We start from the raw sequence: 20,437 nt of genomic DNA on the forward strand, positions 1-20,437 counted from the left end.
TTTAATTTTTTTAAAAATCGGTTTGATAGGATTTATAAAAGTACAAATCATAAAATAAATGCAAATACAAAATCGGAGTAATTCTGTACAGAATTGAAAATGACTTAAAAATCACTAGAAAAGAAAACAGTTTTTTTTGTAAATTACGTTTCCTGACTTTTAGTTCAGGATAATTTATAATTAAATGAAAATCAGTAAAAATGGTTAAATGTATTATTTTCGATTGTGATGGAGTTTTGGTTGATACAGAAAAAATAGGTAACGGAATATTACTTGAAATGGCATCTGAACACGGATTTCAAATGGAATTAGAAGATGCCTATCATCTTTTTAACGGCAGAAGTCTCAAAGATTGTTTTCTGCAGATCGAAAACGGAATCGGAAAAAAACTACCTAAGGATTTTGAGTCCAATTACAGGGACAGAAGTTTTGAAGCTTTCAAAATTGGCACTAAGCCAATGGAAGGAATTGTTGATTTTCTGGATCATCTTAAAATACGATATTGTACAGCGTCAAGCGGACCATTAGAAAAAATAAGACTTAATCTTGAACTTGCCGGATTACTCGACAGGTTTGAAGGCAGAATATTTAGTTCGTACATTATTAAAAGCTGGAAACCAGATCCGGGAATTTTTCTGCATGCTGCTAAAGAAATGGGGTTTAATGTAGAAGACTGCGTTGTAATAGAAGATAGTGTTGCAGGCGTGCGGGCAGGAATAAACGGTGGCTTTAAAGTATATGGTTTTGCGAATGGTTTTAACAACGAAGATTTAAAACAAGAAGGAGCAATTATTTTCCACTCTTATGATGAATTAAAAATATTACTGGAGCTTTAAATTTAATGTGTACCTAAAAATTATCTTTCGATAACAATAGCATAAAGAGAATTTACGGTAGAATCAATAAAATTGCATTTCTATTTTTAGAATTACAATATTTACAAACAGCCCATTCTACACCTGAATTTATGCCTACTAAAGTTATTTCTTTACTGAAAATATTTGTCTTTATTTCTTTTTCTATTTGTTCGTTAAATGCACAAAAGAAACAAAATCTGAACGGAACTCAAATTGCCTTTTTATCTGATGTGCATCTTCAGGATTTGTTTGGCGGATTTTCAGATTCAGATTATAAAGGTGTCTTAAATCCGAAAACAGGACAATACGCGTTGGTACGAACGATGTCCTCTCAACTTCATTCCACACGAATTTTTAATGAAAATTATTTTGCCTTTTTAGCAGCTTTAGAAGATATCGCAAAGCGAAAGATAAAATATGTAGCGCTTCCCGGAGATTACACAGATGATGGTCAGCCGATACACGTTCACGGATTGGCGAAGATTTTAGATGAATATCAAAAAAAGTATGGAATAGAATTCTTCATTACTACAGGAAATCACGATCCGGTTGGACCATTTGCACAAGAATCGGGCAAGGAAGATTTTTTAGGAAAAGAAGGTAAAAGTCAGCCCATTTATAGCAAAGACGGCATGTATAAGCCCAATCTACACATTGAACAGCCTGTTGTCCTAACAGCCGATATTGCTAAAATGGGTTATTTAGGAATTACAGATAACCTGAAAGATTTTGGCTTTCATCCCAACAAAAAGAATAAATTCTGGGCAACTCCATTTTCTAATTATACAAGTGAAACATATTCGTTTGAAAAGGCAAAGGAAAGTTCAAAATTATTTAATAGAATGTATGAAGTTGCACCTGGTTACCAAGTTCCGGATGTGAGTTATGTGGTTGAACCAATTGATGGACTTTGGTTAATGGCAATAGACGGAAATGTTTATATTCCGAAGAAAATGGATGGTGATCCAAAAGATTCTAAAAGTTATTCTGAGGCGAGTACGGGTTATAACAATGTGCTTTCAAACAAAAAACATCTCATTAAATGGGTGGAAGATATTTCGGCTCAGGCTAAAAAACAGGGAAAAACTTTAGTGGCTTTCAGTCATTTTCCGATGATTGATTTTAATGATGATGCTTCCACAGAAATAAAAGAATTGCTTGGTCCAAATAAATGGCAGTTAAACCGTGTTCCGGTTGAAGAAGTGGCGCAGGTTTTTGCCGATGCCGGACTGAAAATTCATTTTGGAGGCCACATGCATATTAATGATACGGGAGTTAGAACAACTCAAAAAGGGAATACTTTAGTAAATATCCAGACTCCGTCACTTGCCGCCTATATTCCGGCATATAAATTACTGACTTTAAAGAAAGAAAATGTTGTCGATATTCAAACGATTACAATTGATAATGTTCCAAGGTATGATGAACTGTTTGATTTGTATAAAATGGAATATCAGTTTTTGGAAAATCAAAACTCTAAAGATATTTGGAATATTGATATTCTAAAGACCAAAAATTATCATGATTTTACCGATTTTCATTTGAAGGAATTAGTACGTCTTCGTTTTCTAAAAGATGATTGGCCAACAGAATTTAAGGATTTTATCTTAAATGTTTCTGCTAAAGATTTATTGGTTTTAACAAACATACAATCCGATCAGGATTTTGATTTTATATTAAAAAATAAAAGTCAGTTTGAGAATCAATGGAAAGAAGCTGAAATGAAATTGCAACAAATTTTAGTTCAAAACAAACTAAAAAGCGAAGATTTTAATTGGACAGGAAATGATCTTCTAATTGATTTTTACCGTTTTAGAAGTGCAGATGAATTGGCTTTTGCCGATGTTTCAGAAAAAAGAATAGTTTCTTATCAAGTGTTATCAAAGCTGTTTCTAGATTCTAAAGAGGATGTTTCAAAACCTTTACAAAAGCAGATGAAATTGTTCTTCAGTATTTTTAATAAATTCATGCATGAAGTTCCTGCGGATCATTTTACAGTTGATCTTCATACTGGTGAGATTACCCGCAAAGAGCGCTAAGATTTTGCGCAAAGCACGCAAAGAATTTTTTAAGTTGAATTTTATAAATAAAAAAGTTCGCAAAGCTTTATCCATAAAGCTTTGCGAATTTTTACTTTTATCTAGCATAATCTTAGATAAAAAGCCTTGCGTGCTTTGCGCAAAATCTTAGCGTACTTTGCGGTAAAAAAACTTTTAAGTCACTCGAAATAATATAATAAACGAATAGTTAAATATAATTCTTATGTGATTGATAATAAGTATATTTGAGTATAGATTGAAATCTAAAACAAACTTCATTAAATAACTCAAAAGTACTTAAGATGATACATCAAATTGACACTACCGATAATGTTGTAGCTTTTAGAGCTTTGGCAGAAGTAACAAAAGATGATTTTTTAACAGCTGTCGTTCCTGCTGTAGAGCATTTAGTTAAACAAATAAATGAAATAAACTTTTTACTGGTATTAGATACTGATATTCAGAATTTCACCGCGGGGGCATGGCTTCAGGACGCGCTCCTTGGACTGAAACATCTTGGAAAATGGAATAGAGCAGCTATTGTAACCGACACAGACGAAATCATTTCATTCACAAATGGATTTAGTTTTATTATTCCGGGTGAATTTCGAGGATATAAAAGAGTAGAATTTAATAAAGCCTTGAATTGGGTGGAAGGAAATATTTCTTAAAAGTTACAAGAAGTCATAAAAAAAGAGCGCTGTATAGCGCTCTTTTTGTAGTATCATAAAGTGATTAATGATTGTACTCAATACCACTGCTAGATTTAGCATCGATTTTTTCTTTAGTCACCTGATTGTATTTTTTATAACATGCAGAAGCTAAAATCGGCAAGGCAATACTTCCTACGACTGCACTGGCTTTTGGGTGTCCGGTCTTTTTTAAAACAGCCGAAGCAACAAGAGCTCCAACTCCTGCAAAGACCATTTGTTTTACAGACAGATTAAGAGATTTACTTGTCTCAGGAGTGATTCCGTGTAATAATGGGTCAATGAAATTTAAGTTGTCCATAATGTTAATTTATTTAGTTGTTACTTATTTTTTTATTTATCGTTTTCAGTTTCACTCTCGATTTTTTCGATTTCAACCTTTTCTTTTTTAATGGCCTGACGCAATAAAGCAAAAAGACTCATATAAACATTTGCTACAAAAACCAGAGAAAACCCTGCCAAAATATAACCTCTCCAATCATTTAACAAAAGTTTATAATCACAAAGGATTAAAAAGGCAATCGTGACATAGTGACTAAAACAATATTCACACGTAAACAGATAGAAAAATTTTCGTGACAATAAAAACCTGTCATTTTTGGAATGTCTGACACACCATTCATGAGGTTCCCTAAAAATTTCTTCATGCGTTACGGTCCAGCTAATGCAGGCAATAGGAATCGCCAGAAAAAAAAGCCAAATGATTTGATTTACAATTTCCATGGTTGATAGGAGAGAATTTTAATTTATTCTCTCGGATGGTTTTCAGGATAATGTTCGGCATCAAAGTCATTTAGTTCTTCATCTTTATCCAAATCTCGTTCTTTTTCTTCATCATTTTCCTGATTTATATCAGTCGGAACGTCATTTTCATCATTATGATGATTTATTTCACTGTCATTTGTAATGAGTCCGTCTTCATTAATAATTCTTTCCTGATTCGGAATGTTTTCTGCTCTTAAAGTTTCATTTTGAAAAGAATCGTTTGAGACATTTCTTCCGTCATCAATAAATTCTTCCTGATACTGATACTGATATTGATCGTGATCTTCTTCATAAATAGCGTTTTCGTTTTCAACAGCAGTATTTTGATCTATTATATCAGGATCTTGTTCTCCGTAGTGATCTTCGTTTACGTTTTGAAATAAATTTTGCTCATCATAAAAAGAATCTGCCTGATAATCTACGGGAGTATTTTGGTCTATGAAATCAGGATCGTATTGACCATAATTTTCGTTATTTAGATTTTTCATAATTTCTTTTTTTAATGTTTATCTTGATTTGAAAAATGCCTGTTTTACAAAGTTAATTTAGCAATTGCTAAAATGTATTACAGAAATATATTTGGTATTTCTATAATTTTCAGTTGGTTACCGTTATGTGTTTATATTGAATGCTAAAATCGTAAAATATTAAAACAAAATCCGGATTGTCAAAAACGTCCCTACAGGACGAAACGAAATGACGATTAAAATTTGAGTTCTACCAATGAGATGTTCCTAACGGAACATTTTCATTTTGGCTTAAAATGACATTTTAATGTCTTCCAGAAGATAGATGAATTATTGACTTTTTTGAATTTTATCGTCAATGTTTAAAAAATGTTCCGTTAGGAACATCTCATCGGTAGACTTATGGCAAATACGTACACACAATTGCATATACAATTTGTTTTTGCAGTAAAATATAGAAAAGCATTAATTGCACCAGAATGGAAAGATAAATTACACAAATATATTACAGGTATAATTCAGTCACATCAGCATAAAATGTTGTGTATAAATAGTATGCCTGATCATATTCATATATTTATCGGAATGAGACCAACACAGTCTATTTCGTCTCTTATGCAAAATGTAAAATCTGAAACCACAAAATGGATTAAGGAGCAAAATTTATGCACAAATTTTGCATGGCAGGAAGGATATGGAGCATTTTCATATTCAAGAAGCCATGTTCCAAATGTTATTCGATACATAGAAAATCAGGAACAGCATCATAAACAAGAAACATTTTTAGAGGAATATCAAAAACAATTGAGAGCTTTTGAAATAGAATATGATGATAGATATATTTTTAAAGAGCCAATTCAATAACTAACTAGAATATCTAAGAGATAAATTTCAGCAATAAGACATTTCATGAAAATATTTTTTTGCAAAAAAAATAATGTTCCGTTAGGAACATCTCGTCGGTAGAAAAATCATGTTGGCATTTTATGTTTCGTCCCGTAGGGACGTCTAATGTCATTTTTAAGATGATCAATCAAACGCGCCTACGGAACGAAATTTACATGGAAGTATTATTTTAAAGAATATAAAGAACCGTTTTTTATCGTTTTCTTATTCAGTTTTCCTTTGCTGTATAATTCTTCCAGAATAATGGCAGCCTCTTTGACAGAAATATCCTGAATAACAGCATATTCTTTTGGCGCTAAAGTGGGGTAAACTTCAAAAATCGATAAGGTGTTCTTGCTTTCAAATTTCTCTTTTTTACTTTCAGGATAAAGAGCTAACAAAGCATTTTCATATGCCGAATAAGGTTTAGAACCATAAACCGTCAATTGATTATTATTTCCGTCAGAAAAAAATAAAGTTGGAAATCCTCTAACTCCTAATGATTTTCCTAGTTTTAAGTCTTCTTCAAAAAGTTTTTTAGCATCACCATCAAAATCTTTTTTTAATTTCTCAGGATCTAAACCCGAAAGTTTTGCGGCTTCGGCTATGTTTTCCCATTTAGCTATGTTTTTCTTTTCCAGATACAATTTCTCACGAAGGATTCGCATAAATTTTATTGCTTTTTCTTTATTCTGAATCTGAGCCGCTTTCATAGCAATACACGAAGGATAAGAAGAATCTAAAGGATCTTCCAGCCAAACATCGCCATCAATTGGCATTTCGTAATATAAACTAGCTTCATCCCAATGATGCGCAACATCAGATGGTTTACTGATTCCTCCACTGTTGTAACTCCAGTCTGGTAATAATCCGCCCATACGATAATCGATTTCGAAATAATCACCATATTCCAGTTTTAATTTTCGAAGTTGAGGCTCGATTCCCCAGCACGAAGAACAGATTGGATCAGTGTAGTAAATTATTTTTACAGGTTTGTTTTCAGTTTTTATAGTACTATTTTCATTTGATGATTCTGCTAAAGGCATTTCACATGTTCCGCTTACAGGATCACATAAAAGCGGATTTGTTTTGTTTTCGTTCATTTTAGAATGCGTTTGTGATTGACAGCTTGTACTGAAAATCAAGATTAAGAATAGCGAAAGTACTTTCATATAATTATTTTAAATTTTCGCTTTGTTTTAAAAAATTAACTTCAAACAAAGTTCGTCTGTATTTAGTCACAAGTCAATTAGTCAAAAAAAAGTGACTAGAAAAAAGAGTTTCAATTTTAAGGAATTGTCATTTTTATATAAAAATCCTACTGACGAATCATAAAGTAATTGCAATCTTACAAGTAATTGTGTATTTTCACAGTTAGTAAAAATACAAGCCGTTGTTATGATCGAAATACAGAAGAAAGAAGACATCCTCATTCCGTTTGATAAAATTGGAGATTCGGAATGGAAAGTCAACACACAAAAAATTATCGAGACAATTGCAGATAATTTTGGCGACGATTTAAAGAAACCCACTTCAAAAGATGAGATTCTGGCTCTCGAAACAAAACTGGGAACTACCTTACCAGAAAACTTAAAATTATTTTACGAAACATTCGGAATTGCCGATATAGGTGAACAACTTCAGGAATTTCCGGAAATCGACTGGATTAAAGATATTTGGTCAGATGCTCCGCAATATGGCCCTGATTTTTCAGAAGAAGACAAACTACTTTTACCTTATTTAATTTCTTTCAGTGATTATTTAGGCAACGGGAATATGTTCTGCTTTCACAGCGAAACAAAAGAAATCTATTATTATGACCATGATGATACTCCTTATTTGACCAAAATGTTTGATTCCGTTGACGATTATCTCAAAGGCTGTTTGATTTTTGCCCAGGCTGATTTTTCAGAAGATAAAGAAGCAGAAGATTGGACAGAAGAAATAGTTATCGATTTATTAGGAGAAAAAATAGTTAGAAAATGGAGATATTAATCTTCAAAAAGTAAAATTTTATATGAATTACATTCAAAAAATAAAACGTCTTTACGGACTTTCAGAAAAAGAAAACTACGGATTTTCAGAAGCTGAAATTCTTGAACTTGAAAAGGATTTAGAAATTACTCTTCCCATAAAACTTAAAGAATATTATCTCGAATTGGGAAAAGAAGAAAATCTCAATTATGTCTACAACCGATTACTGAAACCTGAAGAAGTTGCTTTTTCTGAAGAAGATTTTCTGGTTATTTATGAAGAAAACCAAAATGTCGCTATCTGGGGAATAAAAAAGGATGATTTGAAACTCGACAATCCGCCAGTTTATGGAAATTATGATACAATCGAAAGATCGGAATGGGAAATTGAAACACAAAATACAGAAGACTTCTTTTTGTTTATGGGAGTTTATAATGGAACTTTAGGTGGTTTACAATACAACGGAAATTATATTGGTGAAATTGATCCTTCAATAGTAAAACTAGTTGAGGAAAAATGGACCTTCGTACCCGAAATCAGCAGAGACAATCAAAAAGTATATACAGACGATTTTTATGATGTAATCAGTTTGTCTTTTGATAAGGATAATAATTGCACGGCTTCTTTTATTGGAAGCAGTAATCAAGAGCGTTTTGATGCTATTTTAGATATTATAGATATTGACTGGTCTTATTTGTCTTATGATGATGAGGATTATGATGAAGAAGACGAAGAGGATTAATTAAAAAAGAAAAGATGTTTACAATTCTGTCTATTCAAAACATAAAAGAAAAGCTTTTAATAAATAAACAATCGATTAGAAACTTTCCAAAATCGGTTTTTTTTCCTTTTGCTGGATTATATAAAGATATTGTCACTCAGATCAAAACCGTTGAAATTTCATCAGAATGTATTTTGTTTGACAGTGTTGAAGCATACAATGAAACAAAAGAATTTTTAGATCCCGATTATTGGTCTGAAAATACAAAAGAAACAATAGAAAACTTCTGGTTTTTTGCTCAAAACGGACAAGGAGATTATTGGCTGTTTGATGCTAAAAATAAAGTTTATTTCTACGATCACAATCAGGAAGAAATGAGTACTCAAAACTTTACTGATTTAGGATTGAATTTTGAAAAGTGGCTTCAATTCGCTTATCTCAATAAACAACTGGATGAAATCTACGAAACAGAAGATGAAATCAACGAGGAATTAAAAACAGAATACAAACAAAGATTAGAGGAAATTAGTGGTCTTTTATTGAAGAAGCATCCTTTTGAAATTTAAAAATTAATTAAAAATGTTCCGCTAGGAACATCTCATAGGTAGTATGAAAAACGAAACATTTGACATCATAGAATTACGTCCGGCAACAAAACATTATTATGGAGATAGTGTAGAAGTAGCAGAGATTTTACTTGAAGATGGATTATTAGTAAAAGCCAGTACAATTGACATTCCGCTGGGACATTCGCGTTATGGAGGGCCAATTGCAGATCTTCCAAAAGATTTTCCGTATCCGGATGATTTGCGTTTTGCAGGTCAGTTGGATTTAAAGCAGATTGCACCGCATGATAAATCGGGACTTTTACCTAAAACAGGACATTTGTTCTTTTTTGCGGATATTATAGAAGACAAAGGACTTGTAGCTTATGCTGATATTGATAACAGCGAATTGGAGAGAGTGGTAAAAGACCATGACGATAATTTTTTTGAAGGGGTATTAATTAAAGAGGCCTTTGCTAATACAGAAAAATTATCAAGTCGTTACCGTCAGCCTGAAGACGAAGATGAAGAAGAATATACGAATGATGAAGGGGTATTATGGGATTATTTTGAAGGAAGTGAAACTTCAAAAATCTTCGGAATCTTTACACATTGCCAGTGGCAGGAAGAAGAAATATTAGAAGTTGTCAATTCAAATAAAGTAGTGCTTTTACAGATTGGAGAAAATGGATTTAATGATGAAGGTGTTTTCAGTGTTTTAATTGATAAAAATGATTTGAAGAATCTGAATTTTAGTAACTGTGAATTTCACTGGGGACAATCGTAAAAAATAAAAAGATGATTAAAGATTTAGGACACGGTTATAAAATTATAGACAATAAATTTATTCTTTGTTATGACAGTGAAGTGTTTAGAAAGTTTTATAAAACAATCGACTTTGAGACTTTTGTAATAATTGCCACTAACGCAGAATTTGATAATGATGGTTTTGCTTTTACAATTTATTTTGAAGATAAGAACCACATTTATTTAAAAAGTGCTTATACGAGTTTTTGTCTTTTAGAAAATGCTAAGCCAGAGGATTTTAAAGTAATTGATATTCAAAAAGGATATACTTTCTCCAACGGAAACTATTATCGTCATAATGATAAAATGCCTTTTGATCTCAGTAAAGCAAAACATCTGAATGATTATCATATTCAGGTTGACGATCAATTGTATTTTGGAAGTGTAAAGTTAATTGAAAACGCCGATTTGGAATCTTTTACAATTCCACATCCAGAATTAATCGAAAATCTGGCAATGGATAAAAACCATGTTTTCTTTAAAGGAGAGATAATTCCGGAAGCAGATCCAAAGACATTTAAAATTCTGGACGGATGCTTAGACGGAATTTATTATCTGGAATGCGACAACGCTTTTTATGCGAAAGACAATAAACAAGCTTATTTCATCAGAACAATAAGTAGAGAAGTGAAAGTGATAAAATCGAAAAGTCTGAATGATTTTCACTTTAAAGTAATTGACGAAAGAGGATATGCTTTTGACAAAGAATACAGTTACTATATGGGAAAAAGAACCAAACGCTAAAATTATGGCACTATATAAATTCGATGAAATTTTAAATGATCTAATGGATTATTTTATTCTGGGCGATCCGGATTATTTACTTCAATACAAGATAGAGAATAATCTTCCCGATGATTTACTGACAGAATTCACAACAGAAGAAACAGGAGATCAGGTTGTAGAAGAAGGCGTAATGGTGCCCATGATAGGAATTGAAAATTATCCTTATACCGTTTATTTCAATTTGTCAGATGAAACGCCAGAGTTGTTGAAACAAGGAAATGAAGTTCAGCATCAGCGTGATGGATATTGTCTGAAGGTAGTGAATGGCAGAATTTATCTTTACACAATTCCCTATTTAAGAGATTTTACAGAAACCAAAGTCGAATTACTAAAGAAATATAAACACGCAACAATAGAATTGCCAAATGGCTGGTATTCGGTAGCTATTTTGGCTGGATTAACCAAACAACTTTTTAAAGTAGAAACAGTTTCAGGAGAAATAGAAGAGTTTGAAAGTATGGAACCTACTTTTGAGTTCGTATTAAAACCTACTGCTGAAAAGCCGGATTATACAGCTGATTTTACGTATCCTTTTAGAATTATTGACTGAAAGAAGTTTGGCTCTTTATGATAGAATAATACCTTTTAAAGGATGTTTTATAAGTATTACAGATTTATATTTATGATTTTATATTATTAAAGTTATTAATATGGGGAATCAACAATTTAAAACTTCTACTTTTAGTCTTTCTATTCCAGATATTTATAGTGACGTCCAAATCGCATGGGAAAGCATTCGTGCTGCTCATGAATTTCCAAAAGATGATTATTTGTCTTTTGCCACTACAGGACTAATTCCGATAGTTTCTCTTGATAAATTTTCACATGAGGAACTTATTTTTCGTTATTGGCAAAGTTGCTTATCTGAGGATGATATCAAAGAGATCATTGCAGACAAAATAATACAAATAGAAAATCTTAATTCGAATGTTAGATTAGTAAGGACAAATGATAACATTTTTTATTATTTGGGTATACTTCAAATTAGCGATGAGTTTTGCTATACCTTCAAAGCAGATTGCAAAATTGCACACAGAGATTTTTATGAGCCATTGTTTGAGGAAATATGGATGAGCCTTAAATATTTCGGAGATCCTCAGGAAGCAATGGATAAATTGCCTTCATTTTTAAGAGGTTTTTATTATAACGAACAGACCACAGAAATTGTCGCAGGTCAAAGTGTACTACAAAAGGAACAAGCAGATATTCCAAAAGAAATAGAAGCTTTTTGTATTCCTCAAGATGAAAAAGAACATTGGATAATTGATGATGTTGTTTTTGATTTTACATCAGAGTGTAATGTAAATAGTAACGATAAACTATATATAGCATTAGAAGGTTTAGTTAGGGATTATGACAAAGAGTGTCATGGACATGTGGTAAATTCGTATAATGGAGGAGCACACTTTCACTTTAGTTTCAGTAAAGTGTATGATGCTGGTATACCAACAGGTGTTATTCAATTTGTATTGAGCCGTGACAAGACCTATAATCATTATCTCTGGGAAAGTGGTTTTACTTTTTCTCTACGTTTTACAGGAAATGTAACTCTTAAAGACGGTTGGATAGGGTTGAACGGATACTTGGAAGATGAGTGTGGAGAACAAAAAAAATGCTATAAAATAAGCTTAGCAAAAAGAATTTCGTTGCAGGAATTAGAATGGGAAAAGTATGAGTTTACTACTTTTAAAGAACTTGAAGGTGCAATGCCACAAGTTGTCCGTCATGTAAAGTTAACCAATCCGGATTATGTTGAATTTAGGGAATCAATTGATTCGTTTACAGATTTAGAAACCTTAATAGTCGATTTTACCAATAATAGTCAAGAGGCATCTGAATTCGTAGAAATTCCATCATTTATCAAACATTTTAAAAATTTAAAGAAATTATATTTTTCCGGTATTTCTGCCATTACAAAATTGCCAATATGGATAGGAGATTTAAGAGAGTTAGAATTTTTCCTTTTCACAGACAGTAAAGTTGAAGGGATAAATCCGAATACATTTCAATACCTGGAAAAACTTAAATTTTGTTATCTACAGTATAATAAATTAGTAAGTGCTCCTGCTTTTCGATTAGATGGTTCGATTGAGATAATACATTTAGAAGGAAATCAGCTTGATAAAGTCCCGGCATCGTATCTTAAATTAGAGAATCTGGCAAGACTTAATATTAAAAATAACCCAATTACATGGCTTCCATCAGGATTAGAAAATATTCCTGAACTTGAATTAGAACTGGAGAAAAAGATGACTCTGCTCGATTACTCTTATAAAGGAACCGATGGAAAAGGAGTAGTTCCATATAACGATGAAGTCTTTTATGCCCGTAATGACATTGCGTTGCGTAATTTACTTGCTCATGCTATTGAAAAAGTAGATTTTAAAAAATATGAAGAGGGTATCAATAAGCTTGCGCGCCACTCGGTCAGTTTTGTAACTACTGTTTTTGATGATTATGATGAAATAGGAAATAACCGTTTTGGAGGTCTTCCGGATTTGCCTGAATCTGTTAGTTTCCCTAAGATTATTACCGAAAATCAAGAAGAAACAAATTATGCCTGGCAGTTTATTGCACAGATTAATTGTGCATCAGTTGCTCATTTGCAAGAGTATTTGCCTCGTACAGGGATATTATATTTTTTTATTGAAGATCAGGAGAATTTTAAACCAAAGGTGATTTATTATGATGGAGAAATCAGTAAGCTAAAATCAGCACGAGAATTCGATAATGCTGAAAAAATAGAATATTTTGAATTTGATATTTTTGAACCATTTATAGTTGCTACATTCAATTACCCAAGTTTGCCCGCATTTTATTATGATGAACATTATTATAAAAATATTGCTCCTGAATTAAAAGAGCTAACAAAAAAACAAGAGAAAACGGATGCATTAAAAAAAATGCTTCTTCCGCTTGGCGAAGAGTCAATACATTCAGTAAATAGTTATGTGTTCAAACAGTATGATTCTCCTGAAATAGAAACGGTTGATAAATTAAAAGGAAAACCTGAAGAATGGATGGTGCTGTTAAAGGTAAGTTCCGATAATAATCCTGGATTCTGTTTTTGGGACGCAGGTGAAATTTATTTTGTAATTCATAAAAGTGACCTGGTAAAAAGAGATTTCTCCAATGTGTATTGCGGGTTAGAGAGTAGTTAATAGTATTTATTATGTTTAGGAGAAACTATATAGTACTGATTTGCCTTTTTTGTCTATTGAATGTTAAAGTAAGTGGACAGACTGTAAATCAGTCTAATATTTTAAAAATCAAATGGGTCGATAAATTAAAAGGAGATTTTTCGTTTAAGAATCAATGGAGTTACCCGGAAGGGATCTATAAAAATGATTTTGGACAATTGGTTTGCGATGGATTCTGTCCTTCTGAATTAGATAGTATGATAGATGAAACAGGTAAAATTTTTAAAGATTCAATTTCTGCCTATTATGCTATAGTGGATACTACTCATCTTACACATACAATTGAAAGTGTTGCTAAGGTTTGGGAATGGGCAGGAACAAATTTTATTGAGGTAGTGCAAAAATCTAAGGATACTGTGTACGCTTATACGCTCAATAATGTCTCGACTCATAGTAGTTTGGAATTAATGATTGTTGGAGATGATTGTAAGGCAGATGTATTGCTTTTGAGTATAACGGGGGTTGAAAATAGTGTAGGATTTACAACAGGTTATATTATAATTGACAGGAAGTTTTGGCAGAAAGGTATAATGAAAGCAAAGTTTGAATTTCGACGTGAAGATTTTTTTGATTCTATTGTAAATAAGAACTTTTATTGGAAGGGAAAAATATTTGCAACAATTAAAAAATAAGCAAATAAAAGTTAATATAAAAATGCATTGAAGAAGTTGTAGGAAGATATTCTGTAATAACAAAAAAAAATATGATAAAATTAATCTTAGATGAGAACAGATTTCAAATTAATGATGTTGATTTTGAATTTCCGGTAAATGTTTATGCCCTTAGAAATTTGTTAGGAGAGTTTCGTCAAACTGTAAAAGAATTTAATACTATTTATATCTGGGATGAATATGGAATATTAGCTTATTCTAAAAATGGAACATGGGTAGAATATATTATGTTGATGATCGAAAAAACAGAATTCGATTTTAGTCCCAATAAAGTATTTAAAGGTCAATTTTGGGTTGAGGAACAAGATGTATTTGATTATCAGGAAAACAATAAGAATAAATTATTCAGACGTTTTTCAGGCGATACAGATGGGGCATTTGAAATAAATGGAATTGGTTTCTCATTATACAAGAAAAGGAATAGTAAAAATGTAGAATTAATTAAAATATTTGAATACAAAAGTTCTCAAAAACCACATGAACGACTTCCGGTAGAGGAGAAATATCAAAAACTTATTGGTCTGTGGGAAGAATGGGTAATAGAAACAACAAATATTATTTCGGTTGGAAATCCATATTATAATCTCATACATGGAATAACTCTGGAAGATATTGAAAAAAACACAGAATTAGATCTGGAAAATCATATAGTTATTCCGAACGAGCTTGTTAATTTTTACAAAATTTACAATGTTCAGTACGATCCTGTAACCTCTCCATTTTCTTTTTTTAGGAACAATTGCCAATATGATTTATTACCCTTCGAAAAAATAAAAAAGGAGTGGGAGGATATACAATCAATGAATGATGAAGATGATTACGAAGCGATAAAAGATTTAGTAGCGGAGTTTGATGATAGGGTAAAAGCTAGCAATTATGCTAATCCTGGCTGGATACCTTTTGCAGAAAGCCGTGAAGGTGATTACTTGCTTTTTGACACTGATCCAAGTTCAAAAGGAAATTATGGACAGATAATTGAGCTTCAGAACGAATCGTGGTATAGAGGTGTAATTGCAGACTCTCTGGAAGAATTATTACAAAATGAGATAAATGCTGTAAAAAAAGGACAGCCTCAGAAGTTTGATTTTATGTTGGATGAAGAATAGTTAAAAAAAATGAATGCATTAGAAAAATTAGAAAAAAGTATAGAGCCATTTGGAGAAAAATCTTCTTTACAAAAAGATACTATTTCTCAATTCTCTGAAAACCTAAGAAGTCTTCATTCTTATAAAATTTTTGGAAATAATTTGCTGGCAGTTCCTGCAGAATTGATAATTGAAGGAGATGAAGAAGAATTTGAAAAACCATTTAGATTTTTATCGGACGAAGATGAGTTGAAAACGTTTGAAGATGAGTTTCGTGAAGAAATTCCAGATGAATTTATTCAAATAGGAAGTCTTTATGGTGCAACAGAAATAGTTTTACTAAATAAACATAGAAATACAATTCATATTTTTCATGTACAGGATATTTGTGACCTAGATTGGTTGCAATATAAACTTCAAGAAGAAATCTGCACTTTTGATGTGTTTATTGAAAATTTAAGACCTCAAACGGTTAGCTGTTTAATAAATCTTTCAAATTATACTCAATATGAAATGTTTGAAATTAGAAATGAGACGGATTTGTTTGATGGTACAGATTTAAGAAGCTTTTCCAATAGAGAAGAAGCGTGGACGGAATATTATAAACTTGTGGATAATGCGATAAAAGATAAGTTTGAATTTCATTATGCTCCTCAAAAAGTTCTTGATAGATTTTCAAATTAGATGAATATTAGTAGATTAAAAACAATTTTACTATAAAAGAATAACTAATAAAAAGCACAAGAGAAAACAAATTGAAAAGCATGAATAAACAAATTATATTGAAAGAAATAAAAGAAAACACCTTTTTCTGGAAATTTTATTTCTGCTGGTCAAGAGGATACGACGATCAAAAAGAACTAAACATTGATGAGGTTCTGGAAGTGATAGAAACGGACGAAACCAAAGCTTACGAATGGGAAAGATCATTTCTGAATGAAGCAGAGATAGAAGAAAACCCAAGATACATTGCAGAAAAAATCAACGATAATCTAAATTACGCGATTGAATTTCAGGAATATGAAATTAACTTTTTCCTGAATGATATTTATATTGGAAATCTGGGCGGACATTTTGAAGCCTGGTTTTTTACATTAGAGGAATTATTAGCTTTTGAAAAATATCCTGAATTATTTCTCCTTTTTTTACCAATGACAGGAATTGTTGAAAATGAAAGATTGATTTTAAAACCGTTTATAGTAAAACATTTAAATTCAATTCCAAAATTTGAAACACATTCTGAATATATAGCCGATTGTATTTTAAATGGTTTAGTTATGGAATCCGGATTTTCTGAAATAGAAGGAGTTGGCATAACCAATAATCAAAATCACAGCGTTAGGAATGTTGAGGTTTATCCACGTTATCGGGAAAATGTGATTGAATTGAACAAGATTTTAGTTTCTTCTAAAATTCCGTAGGAATATTTCATTTTGTAGCAATTCCCGATAGCTATCGGGATCAATCCGTTGAAAAATAAAGACAAAAATCATAAAGTTCCATAGGAACGATACATAAATCTTAGCAACTTAGAATCTTAGTATCTCAAAAAAAAACTCATTAAATTTTCATTAACAAAAAGTAAGATTTCATTAGTTTATATTTGTAAGGCTCAAAATTAATTCTAAAGCGTTTTTTATGAAAATCAAATCAGTTCTCTATATATTTCTATTCACTATTGTTTCAGTTTCAGCATACAGTCAGAAAGTTAAACTGATGAACATCGATCAGTTGAACGAAAGAATCAAAAACGGAAAAGACAGTACTTATGTTGTTAATTTCTGGGCAACATGGTGCGCGCCGTGTATAAAAGAATTACCCCATTTTGAAAAATTAAGTGCCGAACATAAATCAGAGAAACTGGCTGTATTATTAGTGAGTCTTGATTTCAAATCTAAATTAGAGTCGAATGTAATTCCGTTTGTAAAAAGAAAGAATCTTAAAAACGAAGTATTTCTTTTAAACGAAAGCAGTCCACAGGAATTCATTGACCGGATCGATCCGAGCTGGTCAGGAAGTATTCCGGCAACACTTTTTATCAAAGGAGACAAACGAAAATTTGTCGAAAGTGAATTTACCTATGAACAATTATTAACTGAGTATAAAAAACTATAAATTCCTAACCCATGAAAAAAATAATCTTATTATTCGCATTAGCCTTTTCTGCCTTTCTTTCGCAGGCACAGACAGGAGCAACTCTTAAAGCAGGAGATAAAGCACCAGATTTTAAATTAAAGAACGTTGACAACAAAGAAGTTTCTTTCGGAACTTTTAAGGAGGCAAAAGGTTATATCGTTGTTTTTACTTGTAATACTTGCCCCTATGCAATTGGATATGAGCAAAGAATTATTGATTTAGATAAAAAATTCAGACCACAAGGATATCCGGTAATTGCTATTAATCCAAATGATCCGGAAGCTTCGACAGCCGATACTTTCAGTAAAATGCAGGATTTAGCAAAAGAGAAAAAATATCCTTTCCCATACTTATTCGATCCGGGACAAAAAATTACTGACGAATACGGAGCAAAACGTACACCACACGTTTTCATTATTTCTAAAACAGCAAAAGGAAACGTAGTAGAATACGTTGGAGCAATCGACAATGATCCGGAAGGAAATAAAGCCGATAAAGTTAAATATGCTGAAGATGTAATTGCTTCACTAAAAAGTGGACAGAAACCAGCTGTAACACAAACAAAAGAAATTGGCTGCACGGTAAAAAGAAAAGCGAAAGCTTAATTTTTTTGTTTCAGGTTTCAAGTTTCAAGTTTCAAGTTTCAGGTTGATATACGATATGTATACATAATCGCAAGGTTCGCAAAGTTTTTACACAAAGCTTTGCGAACTTTGCGTTTTCTATAGATTTTACATATAAAACAACCTTGCGTGCTTTGCGGTAAGAAAAACACAAAGCATAGCAACCTGAAACCTGAAACCTGAAACCTGAAACTTGAAACTTGAAACCAAAATTTTTAAAAATACGAAACGCCCCTTAATTGGGGCGTTTTTGGCTAGTATAATGAACAAGTTTGCTTTCTATTTTTTATCAATTTTGTAAAGTCTTCCTTGATCGGTAACGGCGTATAATGCTTCATCTTTTCCTTGTGTAATATCTCTAAATCTTTGTCCTTCTCCGGCTAATAATCTTTCTTCTCCGGCTACTTTATTGTCTTTAAAAGCTAAACGTACAATATGCATGCCGCTTAAGGCACCTATGAATAAATTGTTTTCCCATTCCGGAACTCTTTTTCCTGCATAAAATGTCATTCCACTAGGAGAAACTACAGGATCCCAGTAGTAAACAGGTTGTTCCATTCCTTCTTTTTGTGTGATTCCGTCTCCAATTTTTGCTCCGCCATATTCAATTCCGTAAGTTATTGTAGGCCATCCATAATTGGCTCCGGCTTTAATTCTGTTAATTTCGTCACCGCCTCTTGGCCCGTGTTCACTTTGCCACAATTCTCCGCTTGTAGGATGAAGCGCCAATCCTTGTGGATTTCTATGACCGATGCTGTAAAGTTCAGACAAAGCGCCGGTTCCTGTAAAAGTTGGGTTTCCTGTAGCGGCTTGTCCGGTAGTTGAAATACGAACCACTTTACCTAAACTACTGTTTACGGATTGTGCCAATGGACGAGTTTGTAATACAGATCGCTCTCCAATGCTCACAAATAAATTTCCGGTTTTATCAAATAAAACACGGCCTCCATAATGCAGCGTACTGGCATTTGGCGTATTCGAACGGTAGATCACAGTAACATTTTCAAGAGCAGTGTCATTATTAGATATTCTTCCTTTTGCAACCGCAGTAATATTGCCGCCAGCTACAGCTTCAGAAAATGCCCAATAAATCATTCTATTTGTTTCAAAAGCAGGATCAAGGCAAATTCCCAGCAAACCTCCCTGATCTGCAGGATTAACGGCAGGAACTCCCGTTAAGGCATTACCAATTACTCCAGCTTGTGTAACTATTTTGATATTTCCACCTTTTTCAGTGACTAAAAGACGTCCGTCAGGAAGATAGGCAACGCCCCAAGGAGCGCTTAAACCGCTGGTGATAACTTTAGATTCAATTTCTGTGGTAGTCTGAATGCTTCCGGCACGAGTTTGTCCGGCAAATGCAGGCTGATAGGTAGTGTTGGCAGTACCAGTTTCTACGGGTGGTCCTGTTGGGCCCGTATTGGTATTGTCATCATTGTCATTGTTGGAACAACTGCTTAAGGCTAAGACTCCAACAAGAAGTAATATACTTTTTTGAATTATCATAATGCTTTCATTTTAATGGTTAAAAAATAAATTATGCATTATCGAACATTTCGAAAGAGAAGATTGTTTTTGGAGATTTATTTAAAATGAAATGGTCAGTTTCGAAATAAATTCTCCTTATATTTTCAATTAAGAATGCCTAAATGCTTTGTGCCATTTTATCTGAAGCAAAAGAATTTCAAAAAGCAGAAATTAAACTTCTTTTGGAAAAGCATTTAGTGGGACATGCTTAATTGAAACGGGATTTTGTGAGAGATTATTGTCAATAAAAATTAGATTATTTATTTAATATCTTAAATTTAACATTCAAATTTTGAAAGGCAATATCGACGAGGTCTTGAATTTAAAGGGATTCTTAAAGACTTTTTAGTTTTTTCATGAAGACAGGAAAAACTTCATTTAATTCGTCAAAAAGTGGGTTTTTACGATTTTTAATTTTGATTTCGCTGAATAATTTCAGTCCAATTGCAAACTGAACTGCTTCAGAATCGTCAGCAAAAAGGTTCTTTTCTTTGATTCGGTCAATAATTCCAAAAATTTCATCGTGATTGTCAAATTCGATTCCTAATTCTTTTGCAGGTTCGGTTTCACCATTTGCGTATTGCTTAAGACTTAATGTTAAGTAATATTTGTTTGATCTTTTTTCCATAATTTTTTGTA

Annotated in this window: 23 protein-coding genes; 17 read left to right on the plus strand and 6 right to left on the minus strand. The window is 32.3% G+C overall.

Features of this window, described 5'->3' with window-relative positions:
- Window positions 1-200: 200 nt before the first annotated feature.
- The 3 genes from ACFS3A_RS16560 to ACFS3A_RS16570 all read left to right on the plus strand — a co-directional run bounded on the left by ACFS3A_RS16560 (window position 201) and on the right by ACFS3A_RS16570 (window position 3,567).
- Window positions 201-836 (plus strand): HAD family hydrolase, encoded by a 636-nt coding sequence (locus tag ACFS3A_RS16560; RefSeq protein ID WP_379826670.1) that lies wholly within the window; start codon window positions 201-203, stop codon window positions 834-836.
- 131 nt (window positions 837-967) lie between these two features.
- On the plus strand, window positions 968-2,896 hold the full coding sequence (locus tag ACFS3A_RS16565; RefSeq protein ID WP_379826671.1) for a metallophosphoesterase: 1,929 nt from the start codon (window positions 968-970) through the stop codon (window positions 2,894-2,896).
- A 302-nt stretch (window positions 2,897-3,198) separates the two neighbouring features.
- Complete coding sequence (locus tag ACFS3A_RS16570) at window positions 3,199-3,567, plus strand: SpoIIAA family protein (protein WP_179005665.1); 369 nt, start codon at window positions 3,199-3,201, stop codon at window positions 3,565-3,567.
- 64 nt (window positions 3,568-3,631) lie between these two features.
- On the opposite strand, the gene ACFS3A_RS16575 is transcribed toward ACFS3A_RS16570, so the two are convergent.
- The 3 genes from ACFS3A_RS16575 to ACFS3A_RS16585 are packed head-to-tail and all read right to left on the minus strand — an operon-like array spanning window position 3,632 to window position 4,859.
- Window positions 3,632-3,907: a PrgI family protein gene (locus ACFS3A_RS16575; protein ID WP_379826672.1), complete on the minus strand. Its 276-nt coding sequence runs from the start codon at window positions 3,905-3,907 to the stop codon at window positions 3,632-3,634.
- A 32-nt stretch (window positions 3,908-3,939) separates the two neighbouring features.
- Window positions 3,940-4,329: a hypothetical protein gene (locus tag ACFS3A_RS16580; RefSeq protein ID WP_379826673.1), complete on the minus strand. Its 390-nt coding sequence runs from the start codon at window positions 4,327-4,329 to the stop codon at window positions 3,940-3,942.
- Window positions 4,330-4,352: 23 nt separating this feature from the next.
- Window positions 4,353-4,859 (minus strand): hypothetical protein, encoded by a 507-nt coding sequence (locus ACFS3A_RS16585; protein ID WP_379826675.1) that lies wholly within the window; start codon window positions 4,857-4,859, stop codon window positions 4,353-4,355.
- Between the two features lie 381 nt (window positions 4,860-5,240).
- On the opposite strand from ACFS3A_RS16585, the gene tnpA reads away from it, so the two are divergent.
- Window positions 5,241-5,702 carry an IS200/IS605 family transposase gene (gene tnpA / locus ACFS3A_RS16590; RefSeq protein WP_379826676.1) on the plus strand — a complete coding sequence of 154 codons (462 nt, stop codon included), beginning with the start codon at window positions 5,241-5,243 and terminating at the stop codon, window positions 5,700-5,702.
- Between the two features lie 206 nt (window positions 5,703-5,908).
- Here the strand turns inward: tnpA and ACFS3A_RS16595 are convergent, their stop codons facing one another.
- Window positions 5,909-6,826, minus strand: coding sequence for a DsbA family protein (locus ACFS3A_RS16595; RefSeq protein WP_379826863.1), 918 nt, complete (start codon window positions 6,824-6,826; stop codon window positions 5,909-5,911).
- Between the two features lie 295 nt (window positions 6,827-7,121).
- Here ACFS3A_RS16595 and ACFS3A_RS16600 point away from each other — a divergent pair, with 295 nt between their 5' ends.
- From ACFS3A_RS16600 to ACFS3A_RS16660, 13 genes are all read left to right on the plus strand, one after another.
- A complete protein-coding gene (locus ACFS3A_RS16600) occupies window positions 7,122-7,718 on the plus strand; it encodes an SMI1/KNR4 family protein (protein ID WP_379826677.1) in 597 nt (198 codons plus the stop codon).
- A gap of 22 nt (window positions 7,719-7,740) precedes the next feature.
- Window positions 7,741-8,439 carry an SMI1/KNR4 family protein gene (locus ACFS3A_RS16605; RefSeq protein ID WP_379826678.1) on the plus strand — a complete coding sequence of 233 codons (699 nt, stop codon included), beginning with the start codon at window positions 7,741-7,743 and terminating at the stop codon, window positions 8,437-8,439.
- Window positions 8,440-8,453: 14 nt separating this feature from the next.
- Entirely contained in the window at window positions 8,454-8,984 is a 531-nt protein-coding gene (locus tag ACFS3A_RS16610) for a hypothetical protein (RefSeq protein ID WP_379826679.1), read from the plus strand.
- A 43-nt stretch (window positions 8,985-9,027) separates the two neighbouring features.
- The gene (locus ACFS3A_RS16615) at window positions 9,028-9,750 is read left to right on the plus strand and encodes a DUF1963 domain-containing protein (protein WP_379826680.1); all 723 of its coding nucleotides are present in this window, start codon (window positions 9,028-9,030) and stop codon (window positions 9,748-9,750) included.
- A gap of 11 nt (window positions 9,751-9,761) precedes the next feature.
- On the plus strand, window positions 9,762-10,514 hold the full coding sequence (locus ACFS3A_RS16620) for a DKNYY domain-containing protein (RefSeq protein ID WP_379826681.1): 753 nt from the start codon (window positions 9,762-9,764) through the stop codon (window positions 10,512-10,514).
- Window positions 10,515-10,518: 4 nt separating this feature from the next.
- Window positions 10,519-11,106 carry a hypothetical protein gene (locus ACFS3A_RS16625; RefSeq protein WP_379826682.1) on the plus strand — a complete coding sequence of 196 codons (588 nt, stop codon included), beginning with the start codon at window positions 10,519-10,521 and terminating at the stop codon, window positions 11,104-11,106.
- 100 nt (window positions 11,107-11,206) lie between these two features.
- Window positions 11,207-13,717 (plus strand): DUF1963 domain-containing protein, encoded by a 2,511-nt coding sequence (locus ACFS3A_RS16630; protein WP_379826683.1) that lies wholly within the window; start codon window positions 11,207-11,209, stop codon window positions 13,715-13,717.
- Between the two features lie 11 nt (window positions 13,718-13,728).
- Window positions 13,729-14,388, plus strand: coding sequence for a hypothetical protein (locus tag ACFS3A_RS16635; RefSeq protein WP_379826684.1), 660 nt, complete (start codon window positions 13,729-13,731; stop codon window positions 14,386-14,388).
- Window positions 14,389-14,459: 71 nt separating this feature from the next.
- Window positions 14,460-15,533 (plus strand): SMI1/KNR4 family protein, encoded by a 1,074-nt coding sequence (locus ACFS3A_RS16640; protein WP_379826685.1) that lies wholly within the window; start codon window positions 14,460-14,462, stop codon window positions 15,531-15,533.
- 9 nt (window positions 15,534-15,542) lie between these two features.
- Window positions 15,543-16,196: a hypothetical protein gene (locus ACFS3A_RS16645; protein WP_379826686.1), complete on the plus strand. Its 654-nt coding sequence runs from the start codon at window positions 15,543-15,545 to the stop codon at window positions 16,194-16,196.
- A gap of 80 nt (window positions 16,197-16,276) precedes the next feature.
- On the plus strand, window positions 16,277-16,933 hold the full coding sequence (locus ACFS3A_RS16650) for an Imm19 family immunity protein (RefSeq protein ID WP_379826687.1): 657 nt from the start codon (window positions 16,277-16,279) through the stop codon (window positions 16,931-16,933).
- Between the two features lie 217 nt (window positions 16,934-17,150).
- A complete protein-coding gene (locus ACFS3A_RS16655; protein WP_379826688.1) occupies window positions 17,151-17,627 on the plus strand; it encodes a TlpA family protein disulfide reductase in 477 nt (158 codons plus the stop codon).
- Between the two features lie 11 nt (window positions 17,628-17,638).
- Window positions 17,639-18,253: a thioredoxin family protein gene (locus ACFS3A_RS16660; RefSeq protein WP_379826689.1), complete on the plus strand. Its 615-nt coding sequence runs from the start codon at window positions 17,639-17,641 to the stop codon at window positions 18,251-18,253.
- Window positions 18,254-18,550: 297 nt separating this feature from the next.
- On the opposite strand, the gene ACFS3A_RS16665 is transcribed toward ACFS3A_RS16660, so the two are convergent.
- On the minus strand, window positions 18,551-19,777 hold the full coding sequence (locus tag ACFS3A_RS16665) for a PQQ-dependent sugar dehydrogenase (protein ID WP_379826690.1): 1,227 nt from the start codon (window positions 19,775-19,777) through the stop codon (window positions 18,551-18,553).
- A 355-nt stretch (window positions 19,778-20,132) separates the two neighbouring features.
- The gene (locus ACFS3A_RS16670; RefSeq protein WP_379826691.1) at window positions 20,133-20,426 is read right to left on the minus strand and encodes a DUF3861 domain-containing protein; all 294 of its coding nucleotides are present in this window, start codon (window positions 20,424-20,426) and stop codon (window positions 20,133-20,135) included.
- Window positions 20,427-20,437: the final 11 nt, after the last annotated feature.

This window comes from Flavobacterium notoginsengisoli (assembly GCF_042686225.1).
Classification (GTDB): Bacteria; Bacteroidota; Bacteroidia; order Flavobacteriales; family Flavobacteriaceae; genus Flavobacterium; species Flavobacterium notoginsengisoli.